This is a genomic window from Flavobacterium sp. SP2 (assembly GCF_057626655.1).
In genome coordinates this window covers 54,599-74,861 of sequence record NZ_JBVHBT010000002.1, presented here as the reverse complement: position 1 = coordinate 74,861, position 20,263 = coordinate 54,599, and the positions used below count along the sequence as shown (strand labels likewise).

Annotated in this window: 15 protein-coding genes; 2 read left to right on the top strand and 13 right to left on the bottom strand. The window is 32.0% G+C overall.

Annotated elements, in window-relative coordinates; genetic code table 11:
- Nucleotides 1–6: 6 nt before the first annotated feature.
- Both ACZ098_RS04765 and rpe read right to left on the bottom strand, forming a co-directional pair.
- The gene (locus tag ACZ098_RS04765; RefSeq protein WP_487311205.1) at nucleotides 7–300 is read right to left on the bottom strand and encodes a DUF6804 family protein; all 294 of its coding nucleotides are present in this window, start codon (nucleotides 298–300) and stop codon (nucleotides 7–9) included.
- 267 nt (nucleotides 301–567) lie between these two features.
- Entirely contained in the window at nucleotides 568–1,230 is a 663-nt protein-coding gene (rpe, locus tag ACZ098_RS04760) for a ribulose-phosphate 3-epimerase (RefSeq protein ID WP_487310596.1), read from the bottom strand.
- 183 nt (nucleotides 1,231–1,413) lie between these two features.
- Between rpe and ACZ098_RS04755 the strand changes: the two genes are divergently transcribed.
- Nucleotides 1,414–1,734, top strand: a complete 321-nt coding sequence (locus tag ACZ098_RS04755; RefSeq protein WP_487310595.1) for a hypothetical protein — start codon at nucleotides 1,414–1,416, stop codon at nucleotides 1,732–1,734.
- A gap of 1,121 nt (nucleotides 1,735–2,855) precedes the next feature.
- Here ACZ098_RS04755 and ACZ098_RS04750 read toward each other — a convergent pair.
- Nucleotides 2,856–3,719: a sigma-70 family RNA polymerase sigma factor gene (locus tag ACZ098_RS04750; protein ID WP_007804760.1), complete on the bottom strand. Its 864-nt coding sequence runs from the start codon at nucleotides 3,717–3,719 to the stop codon at nucleotides 2,856–2,858.
- A gap of 299 nt (nucleotides 3,720–4,018) precedes the next feature.
- On the opposite strand from ACZ098_RS04750, the gene ACZ098_RS04745 reads away from it, so the two are divergent.
- The gene (locus ACZ098_RS04745; RefSeq protein ID WP_487310594.1) at nucleotides 4,019–4,660 is read left to right on the top strand and encodes a CDP-alcohol phosphatidyltransferase family protein; all 642 of its coding nucleotides are present in this window, start codon (nucleotides 4,019–4,021) and stop codon (nucleotides 4,658–4,660) included.
- A 3-nt stretch (nucleotides 4,661–4,663) separates the two neighbouring features.
- Here the strand turns inward: ACZ098_RS04745 and ACZ098_RS04740 are convergent, their stop codons facing one another.
- The 10 genes from ACZ098_RS04740 to ACZ098_RS04695 all read right to left on the bottom strand — a co-directional run bounded on the left by ACZ098_RS04740 (nucleotide 4,664) and on the right by ACZ098_RS04695 (nucleotide 20,223).
- Nucleotides 4,664–6,322 carry a hypothetical protein gene (locus tag ACZ098_RS04740; protein ID WP_487310593.1) on the bottom strand — a complete coding sequence of 553 codons (1,659 nt, stop codon included), beginning with the start codon at nucleotides 6,320–6,322 and terminating at the stop codon, nucleotides 4,664–4,666.
- 62 nt (nucleotides 6,323–6,384) lie between these two features.
- The gene (locus ACZ098_RS04735; RefSeq protein WP_487310592.1) at nucleotides 6,385–7,593 is read right to left on the bottom strand and encodes a DUF4249 domain-containing protein; all 1,209 of its coding nucleotides are present in this window, start codon (nucleotides 7,591–7,593) and stop codon (nucleotides 6,385–6,387) included.
- Nucleotides 7,594–7,718: 125 nt separating this feature from the next.
- The gene (locus ACZ098_RS04730; RefSeq protein ID WP_487310591.1) at nucleotides 7,719–8,924 is read right to left on the bottom strand and encodes a DUF4249 domain-containing protein; all 1,206 of its coding nucleotides are present in this window, start codon (nucleotides 8,922–8,924) and stop codon (nucleotides 7,719–7,721) included.
- 1 nt (nucleotide 8,925) lies between these two features.
- Entirely contained in the window at nucleotides 8,926–11,700 is a 2,775-nt protein-coding gene (locus ACZ098_RS04725) for a TonB-dependent receptor (RefSeq protein ID WP_487310590.1), read from the bottom strand.
- A gap of 13 nt (nucleotides 11,701–11,713) precedes the next feature.
- A complete protein-coding gene (locus ACZ098_RS04720; RefSeq protein ID WP_487310589.1) occupies nucleotides 11,714–12,448 on the bottom strand; it encodes a hypothetical protein in 735 nt (244 codons plus the stop codon).
- A gap of 125 nt (nucleotides 12,449–12,573) precedes the next feature.
- Nucleotides 12,574–16,179: a hypothetical protein gene (locus tag ACZ098_RS04715; protein ID WP_487310588.1), complete on the bottom strand. Its 3,606-nt coding sequence runs from the start codon at nucleotides 16,177–16,179 to the stop codon at nucleotides 12,574–12,576.
- A gap of 108 nt (nucleotides 16,180–16,287) precedes the next feature.
- Nucleotides 16,288–16,941, bottom strand: a complete 654-nt coding sequence (locus ACZ098_RS04710) for a hypothetical protein (protein WP_487310587.1) — start codon at nucleotides 16,939–16,941, stop codon at nucleotides 16,288–16,290.
- A gap of 94 nt (nucleotides 16,942–17,035) precedes the next feature.
- Nucleotides 17,036–19,186, bottom strand: coding sequence for a polyribonucleotide nucleotidyltransferase (locus tag ACZ098_RS04705; protein ID WP_487310586.1), 2,151 nt, complete (start codon nucleotides 19,184–19,186; stop codon nucleotides 17,036–17,038).
- A 168-nt stretch (nucleotides 19,187–19,354) separates the two neighbouring features.
- Nucleotides 19,355–19,624, bottom strand: a complete 270-nt coding sequence (rpsO, locus tag ACZ098_RS04700; protein ID WP_487310585.1) for a 30S ribosomal protein S15 — start codon at nucleotides 19,622–19,624, stop codon at nucleotides 19,355–19,357.
- A gap of 143 nt (nucleotides 19,625–19,767) precedes the next feature.
- Nucleotides 19,768–20,223 carry a GAF domain-containing protein gene (locus tag ACZ098_RS04695; RefSeq protein WP_487310584.1) on the bottom strand — a complete coding sequence of 152 codons (456 nt, stop codon included), beginning with the start codon at nucleotides 20,221–20,223 and terminating at the stop codon, nucleotides 19,768–19,770.
- Nucleotides 20,224–20,263 lie beyond the last annotated feature (40 nt).

Sequence of the window (20,263 nt, the reverse complement as noted above, 5' to 3'; positions counted from 1 at the left end):
GATTCTTTAATTAGTTGTTTTTTCTTTAAATCCATAAGTTAAAAATAGCATTGAGGTGATTAGGTCAATTGGTAACCAATATTTTTTTTCGGCTAGATATATTGGTATTATGGGATTAAAAAGTAATGCGATTGCAATAAATGCTACTGCTTTAAAGTCTGATTTACTTTTTGAATCCGTTATAATAATGTACAAGGAGGACGCAAACAAGATTATTCGTAATAAAAGATAGTAATAAGAATGCAAATTAAAACACGCTATTAGGGCTAGCGCGGCGCAACTAATGCAAATGGTTCTCATGTATTTATGATGTATTTCTTGCATTGAATTTTGAGGATTTTTAGTTAATTTACTTTTTAGTTATATGTTGCGGTAAACATAAACTTTACCTCTAAATGTATTTTACGGAAAACCGTAATTGGGTATAAAAAAATGTAATTATATAAGATATTTTATTTTATATTCCTTAAAATGAATGTGTTAGATGTCATTTTGTTATTTAATTACATAAAAAAACTCCCATTTGCTTAATTCAAATGGGAGTTTTTATTTTTTTAAGTTTTTTTTCTAAACAGTAGTTAACTTTTTTAAATCTGCAATTGTGGCAATAGGATCTTCAGCTTTGAAAACATAATTTCCAGCAACTAAAATATCAGCACCAGCTTCAACTAATTGCAAAGCATTCTTATTAGTAACGCCACCATCAATTTCTATGAGAGTTGTAGCATTTTTTTTAATTATTAAATCTTTTAATTTTCTAACTTTTGTATAGGTGTTTTCTATAAAAGATTGTCCACCAAAACCTGGATTTACGCTCATAATACAAACCATATCTATGTCGTTAATAACATCTTCTAATAAATCGATATTAGTATGTGGGTTTAAGGCTACACCGGCTTTCATTCCTTCTGCTTTGATGGCTTGTAACGTTCTGTGTAAATGAGTACAAGCTTCGTAATGTACTGTCAAAATAGTTGAACCCAATTGGGCAAAAGTTTTAATATATCGATCAGGATCAATAATCATTAAATGCACATCAATAGTTTTCTTAGCATGTTTGGTAATGGCTTCAAGCACTGGCATTCCAAACGAAATGTTGGGAACAAAAACGCCGTCCATGATATCAATATGAAACCATTCTGCTTCAGAATTGTTTATCATTTCAATATCACGTTGCAAGTTGGCAAAATCAGCAGCTAAAACTGATGGTGCAATAATAGTATTTTTCATTTTGTTGTAGTGTTGTTGTTTTGGCAAAGGTAAAATTTAATGTTGAATAAGTAGTATATTTTTAATTCAACTTAGTGTCGCGTGAAGGATAGAGCAATTGTTTTGAGTTCTTTTTTAAATTGTGTAATGCAATAGAATAATTTAAAAAAAAAGCTAGTTCGACTAGTTTGACCAGTAGTTTTAATGGAAGCTCACGCCAAAATTCATAACTTCAAGATTCGTTATTCAACATTGAATATTCAATATTTTTTAGAAATTGGAATGGAGAATATCCAACTTGGAATTTTGAATGTTGAAGTTTTAAAAAAAAACAAAACTCAGGACTCGAGACTGAAAGTCGAACAGAGCGAAGCTAAACACGAGCAAATTTTGCGAACAGATTGGAGCTGTAATGGAAGGTCATTTCCAAATTCAAAACTTCTAGATTCGTTATTCAACATTGAATATTCAATATTTTTTAGAAATTGGAATGGAGAATATCCAACTTGGAATTTTGAATGTTGAAGTTTTAAAAAAAACAAAACTCCGGACTCGAGACTGAAAGTCGAACAGAGCGAAGCTAAACACGAGCAAATTTTGCGAACAGACTGGAGCTGTAATGGAAGGTCATTTCCAAATTCAAAACTTCTAGATTCGTTATTCAACATTGAATATTCAATATTTTTTAGAAATTGGAATGGAGAAGATCCAACTTGGAATTTTGAATGTTGAAGTTTTAAAAAAAACAAAACTCAGGACTCGAGACTGAAAGTCGAACAGAGCGAAGCTAAACACGAGCAAATTTTGTGAACAGACTGGAGCTGTAATGGAAGCTCACGCCCAAAGTCATAACTTCTAGATTCGTTATTCAACATTGAATATTCAATATTTTTTTTTTGAAACTGGAATGGAGAATATCCAACTTGGAATTTTGAATGTTGAAGTTTAAAAAAAACAAAACTCCGGACTCGAGACTGAAAGTCGAACAAAGCTAATCTAAACACGAGCAAATTTTGCGAACAGACTGGAGCTTTAATGGAAGCTCACGCCCAAATTCACAACTCATGATTCGTTATTCAACATTGAATATTCAATATTTTTTAGAAATTGGAATGGAGAATATCCAACTTGAAATTTTGAATGTTGAAGTTTTAAAAAAAACAAAACTCCGGGCTCGAAACTGAAAGTCGAACAAAGCGAAGCTAAACACGAGCAAATTTTGTGAACAGACTGGAGCTGTAATGGAAGGTCATTTCCAAATTCAAAACTTCTAGATTCGTTATTCAACATTGAATATTCAATATTTTTTAGAAATTGGAATGGAGAATGTCCAACTTGGAATTTTGAAGTTTTAAAAAAACAAAACTCCGGGCTCGAAACTGAAAGTCGAACAGAGCGAAGCTAAACACGAGCAAATTTTGTGAACAGACTGGAGCTTTAATGGAAGGTCACGCCAAAATTCATAACTTCAAGATTCGTTATTCAACATTGAATATTCAATATTTTTAGAAACTGGAATGGAGAAGATCCAACTTGGAATTTTGAATATTAAAGTTTTTAAAAAAACAAAACTCCGGTAATCAGCCGGAGTTTCAATCATCAATCAAAAAACGAACAGTTAATCAGACCGTCGTTACTTTTATAAATTAACCTAAATAGGTTTTTAATATTTTACTTCTAGAAGTATGTTTTAATCTACGAATAGCTTTTTCTTTAATTTGTCTAACACGCTCACGAGTTAAATCGAACGTTTCTCCAATTTCTTCTAATGTCATTGGGTGTTGGTCACCTAAACCAAAATATAAACGAACTACATCGGCTTCTCTTGGAGTTAATGTTTCTAAAGAACGTTCAATTTCGGTACGCAAACTCTCATGAATTAATTCTCTATCAGGATTTGGAGATTCACCAGAACGTAAAACGTCGTAAAGGTTAGAATCTTCTCCTTCTACAAGTGGTGCATCCATTGATAAATGACGACCCGAGTTTTTCATAGACTCTTTTACATCATTTACAGTCATATCAAGCTCTTTGGCAATTTCTTCAGCAGATGGCGGTCTTTCGTTAGATTGCTCTAACAAGGCATACATTTTGTTGATTTTATTGATAGAACCAATTTTGTTTAATGGCAAACGAACGATACGAGATTGTTCCGCAAGAGCTTGAAGAATCGATTGACGAATCCACCAAACTGCATAGGAGATGAATTTAAAACCACGAGTTTCATCAAATCGTTGTGCCGCTTTTATCAATCCCAAATTTCCTTCATTAATTAAATCAGGAAGTGTAAGACCTTGGTTTTGGTATTGTTTAGCCACAGAAACCACAAAACGTAAATTGGCTTTCGTCAATTTTTCTAACGCTCTTTGATCGCCAGCTTTAATTCGTTGTGCTAGCTCTACTTCTTCATCGGCAGTAATCAAATCTACTTTACCAATTTCTTGTAAATATTTATCTAGCGATGCAGTTTCACGATTAGTTACCTGCTTGGTGATTTTAAGTTGTCTCATTATTTAAATCTCCTTATATTAAAGTGTTCAAGTTATTATACGTAGTGAAATAGTAAAAAGTTACAAAATTCTTATTTTTTTTGAAAATTAGTCCAGATTCTTGTTGTTTAAATGATTTCGGACACCAGTAAATTTACTATTTGGCAATTTTGTCATCAGAATTGTTCGAAGCCAAGTACTTTTTCTGAACTAAATTTTTTACTCCTAGTTATATAACGTCACAATGTAGTATTATTTCGTTGGTAATTGTAAAGTTTAGTTAAAGTTAAGGCTAGCGAAGTAACTATAATTTTTTAACTATGAAACTTGTATTATTAATTTTAGAAGTGCAACTTATGAAAGCAAAATCGCCATTATTACTCATTTTTTTTAGATTGATTTTAGGGCCAATACTGATTGGATTATCCTATAAATTTGGAACTGCTATCCGATTGGAGTTAGTTTTTCTAATTGTCTTAGGATTACTTTCAGATGTATTTGATGGTATTATTGCAAGAAAAATGAATGTCTCTACTGAAAAATTACGTCGATTAGACAGTCAAACCGATTTAGTATTTTGGCTTTGTGTAGGTTGGTGTGCATGGATATTGAATCCTGATTTGATTTTAGAACATAAGTTTGCTATTGCGTTAATCTTTGCAATGGAAGCCTTAACCTACATTTTTAGTTTCTTAAAATTCGGAAAAGAAACGTGTACGCACGCACTGTTATCCAAACTTTGGGGATTAACACTTTTGGTTGCCTTTATTTCTATAATTGGATTTGGACATGCAGGAATACCATTGCTTGTAGCAGTTGTTTTTGGAATTATAGGTCACCTAGATGTGTATCTGATTATTTATTTTTTACCTAAATGGACGCATGATGTTCCAAGTTGTTATCATGCTTATCTGATTAAAAAGGGTGTTGCCATTAAACGAAATTCACTATTTAATGGCTAATAATTATTCAACTTCAAAATACGTTTTAGCGCTCAATGGAGTTCCTGATTTAGAAAATCCCTCTAACGAAATTTCAAAAACGCCATGTACATCCGAGGTGTAAAAAGTATATTCTTTAGTATCTAAATTTTGAATATTGTAAAACCAAGCCAATTGGTATCTATAATCTGGTGTACGAGAATTATCCGTAGCCGATAAATATTTTGGACTGTAATAATTTTTGTTAGGCAAAGGTCGAAGAGTATTCATTTTAACAATGTAATCGCCAGTTAATTTGGTCTCAAATGTATTTTTAAATGTTATGAAATTTACAACTCCATTATAAATAGATTTACCATATGAATAACCACCAGACACGACATCTACTTGTTTGATCGTTTCAGGATTGATATCAAAAACTTCGTTAATATTTTGGATCAGTAATCCATCAACCAAGATCATCGCAGGTCCATTTGCCTTGCTGTTCACATCATAATCGCTAACGAAAATGGTGTATTGTTTGTTTTTTTCGCTGTAATATAACTCTTTTAAAACTTCGGTTATTGTTTCTTTTACAGAAGGAAATCTCGTGTAATCGTCAAGTTTATACGTTTTGTGATTAGGACTGTAAAAAGGTTCTGTTACCACCGACGGTACAATTTCATCTTTTTTCTTGTTGTAATAAGCATTTTCTATTTGACTAGCTGTTGCTCTATTTTCGATATCTGGAATGTGATTTTTATTTAATTTAAATGTTGAAGCAAAGTTGAACTTTGCATTATTCAAAACATCAAACTCATCTATTTTTAAACCTAATAACGATTTATCTCCGTCGATAATCTGAACGATAATGTTTGTGGCAGGATATGATTTTTCTAACGTAAAAGTAAATCTTCCGTTACTATCTGATTTTACAATTTTTAATGCAGCAGAGTTTCCAGGTACGTATAGCGCCACTGAAATGTCGTTAATACGAACACCTTCTTTTTTAGCTATAATTTTTCCTGATAGTAGTTCTCCACGTAATTCTGGAATGAACTGAAACTCTTTTTGAATCGATACCTCAGTATTTTTTTCCTGAAAGGTAGTTGATTGTTTAGCAGTTGGTGAAGGTAAATTATCTATTTTTCTAACAGAAATTGAATAGTTTCCTTCAGTTGCAGCTTCAGGGTTCTTGAATTTTAAAGTCACTAATTCACGCTCAGAAAATTTATCTTTATTTAATTCTAATAGTGAACTTTTACCGATTGATTTTATTTGGTTTTGAATTGTAGAATCATTTTTTTGAATAGCCAAATCTGTTAATTCTTTATTCAAAGTATTTTCGAATGGGTTTATAACATAAATATCTTGCTCAAAAAAAGTATTTTTAGTTTTGTTAAGCATAAGATTAGTGTACGCAATAATTTTATAGCTTCCCGTTAGAGCAGTTGTTGGAATAAAGATTTCGCCTTGTCCAGCGCTATTCTGTAAAAAAACTTTTTGTTTAAATATTGTTTTATTTGAAGCGTCAATCAATTCGATATAACCAATTTTGCTCAAGCTACTTTTGGTTAAATTAGTTGTGTTCAAGCAATACATTTTATAAAACAAAGTTTCACCACAAACCAGTGTGTTGGAGTTGGTGTGAACGAAAAGTGTTTCGTTATTGTTTGTTAAAGCGTTTTTTTCTTGATTGGTCATACTTTTTTGAGCCCAAGAAATTGAGCTGATGATTAAAAGTAGCGTTACGAGTATTTTTTTGTTTAGTCTATCCAAAATGTAGGTCTTATATTAGATGAAAAAGTTGTGCAGTCGCCGCAAGCGCTTCGTACATAGGTATATATTTCGTCGTTGTGCGCTATGAAAGTGTATTGGTTATTTATGACATAGCCATTTAGTGCATACCCATCACAATCTGCTGGCGGTGGCAGAAAGCAATAATTGAAATCGACTAGTGTACAATCTTCAAAATAATCAGGAAAATTATCGTTTGGGAATACTTCGTCAAAATTAAAGAAGATACGTTGACTAGTAACGGAAGAAACATCAAAAAAACCAATTACTTTCTCATTGGGATTACTTTCAGATTTTAAATTTCCACTAAAAAATCCGGGTTGATTTTGCGATAAAATACTACCACTTCCAGAAAGTTCCTTTAACGTTTTGTAAAAGGTATATGACTCTAGACTTAGAATGTATTGTTTAACATTAATACTATATCTTTCTGCAATGGTATAATCTGTAACACTTATGAAGCGTATTGGGAAATCAACAATTCTATCTTCTACAAGGTTGTTTGTGCTTGTAAGAATAATATCAATAGATTTTTCAGTGGTGTAGCATACTCTTGCTTCTTCGGTTCTTGGAACAATTTCTATATATGGATGCCCTACTAAACCATCAGTATCAGGATTTACAATTGCCTTTGTATCTTGCCATTCTGGTGCGGTAACTTTGCTAGTTTCTTCATATTCATAACGGTAATATTTGGAATTGGCTGTCGGATCAAAGCTATTTACATTGATTTGTACACCACGTATACCCATATCATTTGTAACAACAGTTGGTGTTACACTTTCCATTTCGTTTACTGTTGTTAGTCTTTCTTTGGTAGAACTGTATACTTTACCGTTACTAGTGGTTATTTTGAGTTCGTATAGTCTATTTGGATCGGCTTGAAATTCATTTTCTGATGTATAAATTCCGTCTTGACCTGTAAAAGCATATTGGTTTCCAGCATCGTCAGAAACAATTACAGTAGCGCCAACTTCTGGAATTGGTCCATCGTCCTCAAACCTATAGGTTCTAGAGATTTTTACAGTTTGATTTTTTAGCTCGTTGGTTATTGTTGCCTCGACTACAATGGCATCTTCAAAAGTGTTAGTCTGTAATGCATAAGGTTCAGTACAAGCCACCATTGTTGTTACGACAACAATCAAACTCAAAACTTTACATATTACCTTATTTTTCATTTTAAATATTTTATTTATTGTTAACTCAGCAAGGGATTTACCAATGAATGAAATTATGTTGCATAAAATTAAATCTATTTTAGTTAAAGAGTAAAATAGTTTCATTAATTTTATCACTATGTGAATTAATCTATCCAAAATGATGGTCTAATATTAGACGAAAAAAAGCTACAATCTCCACATGCAATTCTTACATAGGTGTAAATATTTTCATTATGAGCAATGTATACATATTGATTATTTATAACGTAGGCGTTAAGTTTGGGACCTTCACAGAATGCTGGCGCTGGATCAAAACAATAATCAAAATCAACTTCTGTACAATTTTCGATATATTCAGGATAAGAATCGTTTGGGAAAATTTCGTCGAAATTAAAAAATATACGTTGTGATGCAACTGATGAAACATCAAAAAAACCAATTACTTTTTCGTTCGGATTTCCTTCTGCTTTTATATTTCCGCTAAAAAATCCAGGTTGATTCTGCGACAGAATACTTCCGCTACCAGACAATTCATTCAAGGTTTTGTAAAAAGTATACGCTTCTAAACTAAGTACATATTGTTTTACTAAAATACTATAACGTTCTGCAATGGTATAATCAGTAACACTAATAAAACGTATCGGAAAGTCAGATACACGATCTTGCGAAAACATGTTGGTTGTGGTAAGTAAATTATTGATCGACTTATCTGTAGTATAACACACTCTAGCTTCTTCACTTCTTGGAAACAATTCGATGTAAGGATGTCCAACAGAATCATTTAAATCTGGATTTACTACAGCTTTCAAAATTTTCCACTTAGGAGCTGTAATTTTGCTAGTTTCTTCATATTCAAATCTATAATATTTTGATGTAGCTGTTGGGTCGAAACTGTTCAAATTAATTTGTACGCCACGGTTTCCATCTTTAGTAGTTATTACAGGTGTTATATTTTCAATTTGGCTTTGTGTAGTCAGTTTTTGATTGGTAGAAGTGTAAACTTTTCCATTACTAGTAGTAATTTTTAATTGGTATTCTCGGTTTGGTTCTGCCTGAAAAGCTGCAGTTGAAGTATAAATTCCATCTTGGCCAGCAAAACTGTATTGCGTGCCAGTATCATCGGTTACTACTACATTAGCACCAGTTTCTGGAATTGGTCCGTCATCCTCAAATCTATATGTTCTTGAAATTTTTATAGTTTGATTTTTCAATTCATTGGTTATGGTTGCTTCCACCACAATGGCATCCTCAAAAGTGTTAGTCTGAAGTGCGTAAGGCTCTGTACAACTTGTAGTTATAATGCAAATTGCAAGAAAAGCAAACAATTTGTTTTTTAGTATATCTTTCATTTTAAAATTTAAAATTATAAGTTACAGTAGGAACAGGAATGGCAAATATTGATGTTTTATAAGCCTTGATTTTACCATTATCGGTCACAAAATAGATTGAATAGGGATTGTTTCTTCCTAAAACGTTATAAATCGAAAAGTTCCAAAAGCTGTGAGCAAGTTTTTTGAGCTTGTGATTTCCTTCAACATTAAAACCTATGTCTAATCGATAATAATCTGGAATTCTAAACTTATTTCTATCACTGTATAATGTATATTCGGCATTTCCATAGGTGTAAGTTCCTATTGGAAACGTAATTGGTCTACCTGTTTGATATACAAAATTGGAAGAAATGCTATAACGCTTTGTGAATTTATAATTAAAAACAACACTTACATCGTGTGGTTTGTCGAAATTAGAAGCGAAAAATTCACCATTATTAACACGTTCTTCATTAAATTTGCTGTCCAATTTTATAAACGATCGGCTGTAGGTGTATCCAATCCAACCGTTAAGTCGTCCTAAATCTTTTTTCAATAATACTTCAACTCCGTATGATTTTCCTTCACCTTGAAGCAGTTCGGTTTCAATATTTTCATTAAGTAAAAGTTGAGCAGCCACTTTGTAGTCTAAAATGTTTTTAGATTTTTTGTAATAGCCTTCTACGCTTAGTTCTAGTGTGTTTTTATTCAAATTCTTAAAAAATCCAATTGAAAATTGTTCGGCTACAGATGGCCGTACATTTAAATCAGACAGTTTCCAAGTATCTGTTGGAGCTTGTGTTGTATTGCTTGAAAGCAAATGAATGTACTGATTGGTTTTGTCATAACTTGCCTTAACCGAAAAGTCGTCGGCAAGAAAATAACGTGCAGCTACTCTAGGTTCAAATCCGGTATAGGTTTTTATGATTTCATTTTTGTCATACTGCTTCGTTTCAATAACTGTTGCATCGTTCAATGGAACTCCATCCTGATAAACGCGTTGGTTTGATTTTCCTAACGCTGAAAAAGTTGAAAAACGAACTCCAAAATCTACCAGTAATTTTTCATTTACTTTAAAATTGTCATTGATATACACTGCAGATTCTAAAGCTCTTTCTTTTTGAATTGACAACGATTCTATTATCGATTCGCTATTAGATGGACTAATATTTCCTGGACTTATATTGTACAATTTACTGGCAATTCCATAGTTAATGGTGTGCTTATCATTTAAAAAATAATTCATTTTGATTTGCGCCTGACTCTCGTTAATGGTGTATCCAAAATCAAAAGATTTCGTTTTATCGCCTCTGTAATCAATATTGAATTTATAATCACTGTTAGTAAAAATTAAGGAACCACGATTTTTTTCGTTTATTTTATGATCCCATTTTAGGCTAATCAATTTGTTGCTGTATTTGTACAACGAATCTGAAGAAATACTAAAAACATCTCGACTTACATAACCAGTGGCTTCAATAGTGTTGTTTTTATTAATAGTATGATTGTATTTTAGAATTCCGTCATAAAAAGAAGCTTCACTATTTTTTAAAGCTTCTTCATTTAAAGATTTTAAAATCCAACCAGAATAGGTGGCTCTAGCGCCAAATAATAAGCTAGATTTTCCCTTTACGATTGGAGTTCCAATAGATAAATTACTAGTTACAGGACCAACTCCGGCTTCTCCAGTTAGTTTTTCGGTATTGGCATTTTTAGTAGTAATGTCAAAAACAGACGACAATCTTCCTCCAAATTCTGCCGGAATACTACCCTTGTAAATATTCGCCTTTTTTGTGGTAAACGGATTTACAGCAGAGAAAAACCCGAAAAAGTGTGCAGGATTATAGATTACAGCATTGTCTAGCAAAATTAAATTTTGATCTTCTTTTCCACCACGAACATTGTATCCTGCCGAACCTTCACCGGTTGTTTTTATCCCAGGCAATGCCGCTGCAACTCTAAATATGTCGCGTTCGCCCAAAATTAAAGGAACATTTTTTATCGATTCAATATCAATTGTGGTAAGTCCAGTTACTGTTGATTTTGTTTTATCATTTTGTTTCAAATTGATGACAACTTCTTTTAAAAGATTTACTTTTTCATCAAGGTTTATGTCCAGTTTCCCCGTATTGTAAATGGCAACTTTCTGGGTTAATTTGGCATAATTGATAGCATCAATTTCTATATAATTCACTCCTGGCGAAAGTACAATGCTGTAATATCCGTTGCTGTCGGTTATGGTACTGCGATTGTCTTTTTTAACTCGTATCGTAATATTAGCTAACGGTAAGCCGCTTTTCGCATCTTTTATATAGCCCGAAAGTTGGTTGGGCTTTTTATTACTTTCCTTTGTTTCCTTACCAATTAATACAACTGGATTGGTTTTTTTTATTTCTGCAATAGAATCATATTGCTTGTAAAAAACAGGTTTGTCAGCTATTCGCTCTTCAATTTGTTTGTTGTCTTTGGTAATTATTTCTAAGTAATTCTCAGAAAGTTTATCATAAATAACAATATTTTGAGTAAGAATAATTTTATTGTTTTGTACAAAATAATTCAATTCAGTTTTTTGAAAAACATACTCCAAAACATCATTAATACTTGAGTTTTGAAACTTTTTAGTCACTAATGTGGAGTCTTTTTTTAGCCAAGCTTCTTCGTAATAAAATTTATAATTAGACTTGTTTTCAATTTTATCTATAACAGCTTGTTTACTATCATTTTCGAATGTAATAGAAATTTTATCCTTAGTTTCTTGAGCAAAATTAAAGAAGGTAAAAAGTAATAAGATAAGTATGTAGAGGCTTTTTTTCATGAATAAACAGTAGTTAGATTGAAGTTGCAATAATTTTCATTAGGTTTTCCATGAAAAGCGGTTCGTTGCCTTTTCTTAATTTGTTGTGAAATTGAAAATAATCGTTTATTTTTTTCTTCAAACCTGGAAATAACTTTATAAATTGATTTTTGTTCTTCACCTCATAATATTGCTCATTAAGCAATACTACATAAGAATTATCTGGAGTGTAACTGTATAAAATAAATCCATCTTTTTGAATTTCTCTAATACCTTTATGATGTTTTATATAAAAGCTAAACTTTGAATTTACAAGATTTTCTTCATAGTAACCCTTCATGAAATCTTTTTCATTTTCGAGCTTTTCAATGTTTACAATTTTTCTATTGTTTACAGTAAAATAGGTTACATTATTTTTTATCACGTTCAGTGCTTTGAAATCAATTTCGTTATCCTGTTTTACAACCAGTTGATCTTCATATACATCGTACTTAATATTAACATCATAATACACTTGGTTGTTGTATTTTACAGTTCCTTTTTCAAACTGATTTTTTTGAAAATAACGATGTATACTGTCATTGGTAGTTCTGAAAATATTCTGATGTAATAAGCCATTATATAGTTCAAAGGATTCTTTTCCGACAGTATTGTCAACCCATTTGTATAATGTTGCTTGATCATTTTCTTGTGCAACAACAATTGTGTTACTTGTGATGATAACGCATAAAATCACAAAAAATAGTTTTTTATTTAGTAGAGTAGGCATAGAGGGAATATTAAGTAAATTTTTACATTTTAGGGAAACATAAAAACTTATTTTTTATAAAAGTAGGAAAATATGGCAGAATAATAAATTTATACTGTTAAAAATTTAAACTTTAACACTTGCGATTAATCAAATCGGTCTTTATATTTCTTAAATAAACTATTCATAATTATCAAAATTACACCTACACCAAGTAAAACTAAAGCTCTTATTAAAAAGTTAGAATTGGATAAATCAAAGAATAACAATCGAACGACACACAAGCCTACAAGTGATAATGATACGTATCTAAAGTATTTTTCTTTCAAGGCAATTCCTAAGATTAGCAAACCTAATGCTTCTAAAATCCAGAAGAATGTAAGTATGCCTTTGTCGAAAGTTAAATATAAAAAGCATCCAATACTTAGCGTTGCTGGATAAATTAAAATGCTATTTTTAAGTTTAAAATCTTCTAACCATTTAGATGCTAAATAAATATAAACTGCTAAAGCTGTAAAAATGGAAAGATAGATTGGTAAATACTGCGTTTCATAATACATAAAGCTTAAAAATCCTAAATGTATATTTGCTAATAAATAGTACACAATACTTGTATTTTTTTGAGTGCTAATTTTTTTGCGGTACAGAAATACGTTTAAAATGGCGGACAACGACCAATAAAGCGGCAGCCATTTATGAGGTAATTGTGAAAACATTATTATAGAAATCCAAACGTTGAGCACAATTTGAAAATGTTCTTTTTGCACTACATTTTCTTCCTTTTTACTTAAAAAATAAAATAAAACAATTGCAATTGCAACACTTGATAGTTGTACAATCCAATCTAAAACTGCAAAGCTATTTAAAGTATCAAAGGAATAAAATACCGAAATTAAAATAGCAACGCCGCTAATAGAAACCGGAAACTGCGCATTTAGATTGATTTTTTTGGATACGTAAATTCCAAAATTTGTAAGTGCAAGAAGCATGTAAACAAGCGGTAAATAACTAAGTTGTACTTGAATAAATAGTAACATAATTACCCAAATATTTAGAACGTAAGGAAGAGCCATTGCTGTACTATTTTGCTTCTCTTTTTTATCGTTTATAAATATGTAGAGGTATAAAATTGAGATTATAAAACTTATGGTTTGAGTTAGATATAAAGTAGTTTTGTCAATTAAATCAACATTTTTTATTGCTAAAAATAGCGAAAGCACACTCCATCCAATTAAAAACAAAAACGAATACAACTTGTAATTTTTAAATTCGGTAAAGGCAGCATATGCGGTAAAAGTTGCAAATGCTAATCCTGATAAAAACACGGTAACGTAATCAATTTGTAAGCAACTAAAGGCGAAGAAGAGGCAATTATAAAGTATAAATTCACCATTTAATATATTGAAATTGGTCCAGCCAGTTAGGGTTTCGTTGGTTTTGTTTTGGATTCTTTTTGCAAATAAAGCGTAACCTTCAAGTATTGAAATTCCTAGGCATAACAAACCAATTTCGGTGGTTGAAAACTCGAATGACTTAAAGATAAAAAGTAAATTTCCAAAAATGATGAATATATAATAAAGAAAGTAGAGTACTGTTTCATTATCAGTGGTAAGCCATTTTCTTTTGAAACTTATCCATAAAAATTCATGATTTAGTAAGGCAACTGCAAATAGACTTGCAATTTGTAAGATAGGATAAGGTGCTAAATATTTGTAAATCAACACCAAAAAAGTAGCATTAGTCGCAATAATTGATAGAAATCTTATGATGAATTCGTTAGAAAAACACCTTTTTAAAGTCCAATTGAAAATTAAAATAGCAAATAATCCTATGGTAAACGTAAAATCTAAATAAGACTTTTCTTGAATTTTGATCAATATTAATCCAAGCACAATGGAGAGGATTAAAAAAGTAAGTCTTCCTATTTCAAAAACTTTGGCTTCAAATTGTTTGCGTAAAAAACAGTACAGCAATGCTAGTACAAGCACAACATAATAAAAAGTAGTGCCAATTTTTTCATCACATACAAAGAGTAGAAGTACTGAAAAGAAAATAGATAAAACTCCGTTCAAACTTAAAGTAGATGAGCCAAAAAAAGCATCAATAGAAGAAAATTCCTTTTTAATTGCCGTATAAATAGGAACCGATAAAGAGATTATTGATAGTGCAATAAAACTAAGTAGCGAGCTTGTTATTTTAGAACCATCTAATGAATTAGAAAGTAATGCAGCTGAAAAAAGCAACAATCCAAAACCAAGAATATGGTTAATTATTAGAAAAATTTTATGTAACAACACTTCCTTCTCTTTGAATACCACAAATAAGCAAAGCAGTGTTAGTACATACAAAACGCAAGCAATTATGTCGATGCCAATATTCCAATCGTTGAGTAAAATGATGCTTAACGCGCACAAGATAAATGAAACCATTCCGTCCAGATGATACAACCAAATGATTTTCTTTTTTCGAGCTTTCAGTGCGATAAAGAAACACACTATTGCTGCGATGAACAAAATAATTGTTTTAAAATGACTTCCTGTTGAATGTAGTATTAATCCAATTGCAAACAAAACCCAATTGGTTAAATGAGTAAAAAATGCGGGTTTGACAAAGGTTGTGTTTTCGTAAACGCTTCGGTATTGCATAAGTAAGCAACTTGCAAACACGAAAACTATTCCTAAAATAGCAAAAATATTTTCGGTTTTGGACAAGGTGTGTCCATTATAGTTGAACCAAATATCAAAGATTAAAAACGACGCAATAACGGTTAGTAAATGGTATTCCCATTTTTCTTTATACGATAAAATGATACCTATTGTACTTGTAATTGCAGCCAGAATAAAGGTGATTAAAAGTTTCTCTGGAATTACACAAAGAATGAGCAAACTTAAAACCGTATGAAGCGATAAAAACGTTTGTTTTTTGATGATGTAGCCAATAAATAAATTCAGTGCAATACCAATTCCTATTAAGGCATACCCTAAAATTGGACTAGCGATAAACGACAATCCTTTTATTTGCGAAGCGCCAAAACAACCAAATAAAAACAAACTTGCGCCTGCACTTCGGAGCCAAAGTCCGGTTGAATTCCATTTTTCTTTTTTCTTTAAAAACTCAAATGATCCTATTAATAATGCTGCATACAACCACAAAATTAATACTCTAAATAGTGGTGCTACTTTTAAGGCTGTGTAAATGCTTAAATAACCAATTCCGAGAACCATGATGGCGGTTCCTAAAATCCCAGTCCAGTTTTCGGCAAATTGTTTTTCGGCTTTTTTAATAAAGACTGAAAAAGCACTTTCTTCAAATACTTTTTCTTCAACGGGTTTTGTTGGTAACGCAACAGGATTTGATGTTGATTCGTAACTCAAAACAGGTTGTTCCTCTTTTTTGATAGTGTCTTGTTCCAAAGATTCACCTACAGGAATGCTAGGGTTTTCCTCTATAATGGATTCTTTAAATGAAGTAAAGTAAGGTTTTTGAATTTCTTCAATTGGTGCAATGACTTCGGTTGGTAGGATGATTTCTTCGGGCTTTACCTCTTCAATCGGTGTAATTACAGTTTCGATTGGAATTGATTTTTCTTGAAGAAGCTTCTTTAAATCGTCAAGTTCTTTTTTTAGTACCGCACTTTCTTCGTTGTAACGCTGTACTATCGATTTAATAAAAGTGGTTTCCTTTTTTAACTGAAAGAAATTATTGAAAAGTAAAAAGATGCAAATTACTAAAATGAAAATGATGAATTCCATAGTTTTGGTTTAGGTCAATTCAAATGTAAGTATTTAAATACATAAAAGTAAAAAACCCCGAATCAAATAAATGATTTGGGGTATTTTTGTATAAAAAGTTTTAGTCTATTATTCAGATTTTAAAATTTCTCCTTCAAAAGAAGTTTCTAAAAAGGATTCTCTATCCAGCCAATATTCGGAGGTAATTAATTCAAAATTTAGGTTGTCTGACGAACTTAATTCCCAAACAATACTTTCTGCATCTGGAAAATCAGCATCCGTTGTCATTGGTGTATCAAATAATCTTCGGATAAGATTGATGTCGTTCAAGCCATTATTGAATGCTTTTAAAACATCGGATTTTAATAAAATTACTGAATCATTATCTGAAACTGAAAATTGTATCAAACTCGCTTTTGCATTCGGAAATGTTCCGTTAAATGCCTTATAAAGCAATTGATTTATAGAAAATAAATGCTTGTGCAAATGAATTTCAGGATATTCTTCACATACTTTATCGATTAACATTTCATTAGAGATTTGTTCAATTTGACCTACATTTAAATCATCACTCAATTTATAGTTTAATACAATCTGCGCAGCTTCATTGGGTTCAAAATCTCCAATTGCCATGAATAACATTTCTTGTAAATTCTCGGGTTTGACAGATTTTCCGTCGTCAAAACCAAATGCATCTAGCAAGGCTATATAATCCTCATTGGTCCAATAATTTGGTATTTCATCAATAGAATAAATCGATTTAATTTCAACGATTACTTTCATAAAATTTTATTTAATAAGTATAAAGGTATCGATTATAAAAGCAAAACCCCAATTCAACTAAATGAATTGGGGTTTTTTTATGATTTGAAATTAATTATTCCGCTTTTGGAGTAATTTTATTTTCTTCTCTAGAAGGTCTTGGTAAAAGTGCTTTTCTAGAAACTTTTTCTTTTCTAGTTTTAGGATCAACTCCTAAATATTTCACCATAAATACGTCACCCATATTTACAACATCAGTAACATTTTCTGTTCGTTCCCAAGCCAATTCAGATACGTGTAATAAAACTTCGTTTCCTGGAGCTGAGGTATATTCTACAACGGCACCAAAATCTAACATTTTAATTACTTTCACTTCATAAGCTTCGCCCATTGCTGGTTTGAAAATGATAGAGTCAATTTTTGCCAATACTGCTGCAATTCCGTCTGGATCAGTTCCAAGAATTTCAACAACACCTTGCTCGTCAACTTCGTTGATAACGATTGTTGTTCCAGTAGCTTTTTGTAATTCTTGAATCACTTTTCCACCTGGTCCGATTAAGGCACCAATGAAGTTACCAGGAATAGTTCTCATGATAATTTTTGGAGCATGAACTTTAACGTCAGCATTTGGTTTGTCAAGAGTTTCCATCAATTTCCCTAAGATATGTAAACGTCCATCACGAGCTTGAGCTAATGCTTGTTCCATGATTTCATATTTCAATCCGTCAATTTTGATGTCCATTTGACAAGCCGTAATTCCTTCAGAAGTTCCAGTTACCTTGAAATCCATATCTCCTAAATGATCTTCATCACCTAAAATATCAGATAAAACAGCAAAACGTTCTCCGTCTGTAATCAATCCCATCGCGATTCCAGAAACTGGACGAATCATTTGAATACCAGCATCCATTAATGATAATGTTCCAGCACAAACGGTAGCCATTGAAGACGAACCGTTAGATTCTAATACTTCAGAAACTACACGGATTGTATAAGGACAATCAGCAGGAATCATATTTTTCAAAGCACGTTGTGCCAAGTTTCCGTGACCAACTTCTCTTCTTGAAGTTCCTCTCAACGGACGAGCTTCTCCTGTTGAAAATGGTGGGAAGTTATAATGTAAATAGAATTTTTCTTCTCCTTGTTCAGATGGTGAATCAATTTGGTTAGCTTCTCTAGAAGTTCCTAAAGTTGCTGTAGCCAAAGCTTGAGTTTCTCCACGTGTAAATAATGCTGAACCGTGAACTGATGGTAAATAATTTACTTCACTCCAAATTGGACGAATTTCTGTAGTTTTTCTACCGTCTAAACGAGTTCCTAAATCTAAAGTTACGTTACGAACTGCTTCTTTATTGGTTTTGTAGAAGTATTTAGAAACTAAATCTCCGTTTTCTGCCAATTCTTCTTCAGTAAATAATGCTTTTACTTCTTCTTTTACAGCGTCAAATGCAGCCGAACGTTCATGTTTAGCCGAACCTTTGCTAGCAATTGCGTAAATTTTATCATAAGCTGCAGCTTTTACTTTAGCGTAAATAGCTTCGTCAGATTTTTCTCCTTCGTAAGTACGAACTTCTTTTTTTCCAAATGCTTGCGCCAATCTTTCTTGAGCAGCAATTTGTACTTTAATATGTTCGTGCGCAAATTTAATTGCTTCTACCATTTCTGCTTCTGAAATTTCTTTCATTTCACCTTCTACCATTGCGATAGAATCAGTCGAAGCTCCAATCATCATATCGATATCCGACAATTCTAATTGTGCACGAGATGGATTGATAACGAATTTACCGTCAATTCTTCCAACTCTAGCTTCAGAAATCAAAGTTTCAAAAGGAATGTCAGACAATGCAAGTGCTGCCGAAGCTGCTAAACCTGCTAATGCATCTGGCATAACGTTTTCATCATGAGACATCAACTGAATCATAACTTGAACTTCTGCATGATAATCTGATGGGAAAAGCGGACGCAAAACACGGTCAACTAATCTCATTGTTAATACTTCGCTGTCACTTGGACGTGCTTCTCTTTTGAAGAAACCACCAGGGAAACGACCTGCTGCTGCAAATTTTTCTCTGTAATCTACCGTTAACGGTAAAAAGTCGATACCTGGACTTGCTTTTCTTGATGATACTACTGTTCCTAAGATTACAGTGTTACCAATTCTTACTACTACAGAACCGTCGGCTTGTTTGGCCAAACGACCTGTCTCGATTGTGATGCTTCTGCCATCACCTAAATCGATGCTTTCTACAAATAATTGTGGAATCATAAATTTCCTAATTTAATTTTACATTGGTTTTCTGCCTGTCAGCAGCGTTGTGTTGTTTTGTGTCCCGATAGTAAGTCGGATTGTAGTTGTTGTATTCCAATGAAAAACCAAACTTTTTTAATATAAAAGCTAAAAAAAAGAGGCGCAAAAGCGCCTCTTAATATTGTATTATTTTCTAATACCTAATTCCTTGATAAGCTCACGATATTTTACAACATCTTTCTTTTTCAAGTAATCAAGAAGACTTCTTCTTTTTCCTACCAAAAGTACTAATGAACGCTCTGTATTGTAATCATGACGATTTCTTTTCAAGTGCTCAGTTAAGTGTGCAATTCTGAATGTAAATAAAGCTACTTGTCCTTCTGTAGAACCAGTGTTTTCTGCTTTTCCTCCGTGTTTAGCGAAGATGTCTGTTTTAACTTCTTTAGTTAAGTACATGCTAATATTATTTTAAATGATTATTATGTATGAATTAAGGTTTTCCTAATTCGTGTGCAAAGGTAAAAATAATTGCGACCCGAGCAAAATAAATTTAATTTATTTTGAGAATTGGCGAAGCAATTATGAATTGTAAATTTTTTTTAAAAAAGTTTTGCAACTTCTTGATTTACAAATTCCAAGAAACGTTCGTCAGCTTCGGTAAACGGATCGATAACATGAGAATCAATATCGATTTGTCCAATGTTTTCTCCATTTACAAATAACGGTACCACAATTTCCGACTTAACCGTGAAACTACATGCAATATAATTATCTTGCGCTGCAACATCGGGAACAACAAAATTTTTATTCGATTCTGCTACTTGTCCGCATATTCCTTTACCAAATGGTATCACGGTATGGTCAGTTTCTGCACCAACGTAGGGACCAAGATGCAACGTTTTGGCTTCGTGATTGGCAAAATAAAAACCTACCCAGTTGTAATAACTTACACTATCGGATAGAAATTGGCATAAATTTTTAAGTTTTTCGTCTCGTGAAGCGTTTTCTTCAGATAAAATAGCAGTAACTTCTGGCTTTAAAGTATCAAAGTTCATTATTGTAATTTTTATGCAAAAGTAATGATTGCATTTTCTT

Coding starts and splice junctions, on each gene's coding strand:
- ACZ098_RS04765 (WP_487311205.1), bottom strand. CDS start 300: ATGAGAACCATTTGCATTAGTTGCGCCGCGCTAGCCCTAATAGCGTGT.
- rpe (WP_487310596.1), bottom strand. CDS start 1,230: ATGAAAAATACTATTATTGCACCATCAGTTTTAGCTGCTGATTTTGCC.
- ACZ098_RS04755 (WP_487310595.1), top strand. CDS start 1,414: ATGGAAGCTCACGCCAAAATTCATAACTTCAAGATTCGTTATTCAACA.
- ACZ098_RS04750 (WP_007804760.1), bottom strand. CDS start 3,719: ATGAGACAACTTAAAATCACCAAGCAGGTAACTAATCGTGAAACTGCA.
- ACZ098_RS04745 (WP_487310594.1), top strand. CDS start 4,019: ATGAAACTTGTATTATTAATTTTAGAAGTGCAACTTATGAAAGCAAAA.
- ACZ098_RS04740 (WP_487310593.1), bottom strand. CDS start 6,322: ATGACCAATCAAGAAAAAAACGCTTTAACAAACAATAACGAAACACTT.
- ACZ098_RS04735 (WP_487310592.1), bottom strand. CDS start 7,593: ATGAAAAATAAGGTAATATGTAAAGTTTTGAGTTTGATTGTTGTCGTA.
- ACZ098_RS04730 (WP_487310591.1), bottom strand. CDS start 8,924: ATGAAAGATATACTAAAAAACAAATTGTTTGCTTTTCTTGCAATTTGC.
- ACZ098_RS04725 (WP_487310590.1), bottom strand. CDS start 11,700: ATGAAAAAAAGCCTCTACATACTTATCTTATTACTTTTTACCTTCTTT.
- ACZ098_RS04720 (WP_487310589.1), bottom strand. CDS start 12,448: ATGCCTACTCTACTAAATAAAAAACTATTTTTTGTGATTTTATGCGTT.
- ACZ098_RS04715 (WP_487310588.1), bottom strand. CDS start 16,179: ATGGAATTCATCATTTTCATTTTAGTAATTTGCATCTTTTTACTTTTC.
- ACZ098_RS04710 (WP_487310587.1), bottom strand. CDS start 16,941: ATGAAAGTAATCGTTGAAATTAAATCGATTTATTCTATTGATGAAATA.
- ACZ098_RS04705 (WP_487310586.1), bottom strand. CDS start 19,186: ATGATTCCACAATTATTTGTAGAAAGCATCGATTTAGGTGATGGCAGA.
- rpsO (WP_487310585.1), bottom strand. CDS start 19,624: ATGTACTTAACTAAAGAAGTTAAAACAGACATCTTCGCTAAACACGGA.
- ACZ098_RS04695 (WP_487310584.1), bottom strand. CDS start 20,223: ATGAACTTTGATACTTTAAAGCCAGAAGTTACTGCTATTTTATCTGAA.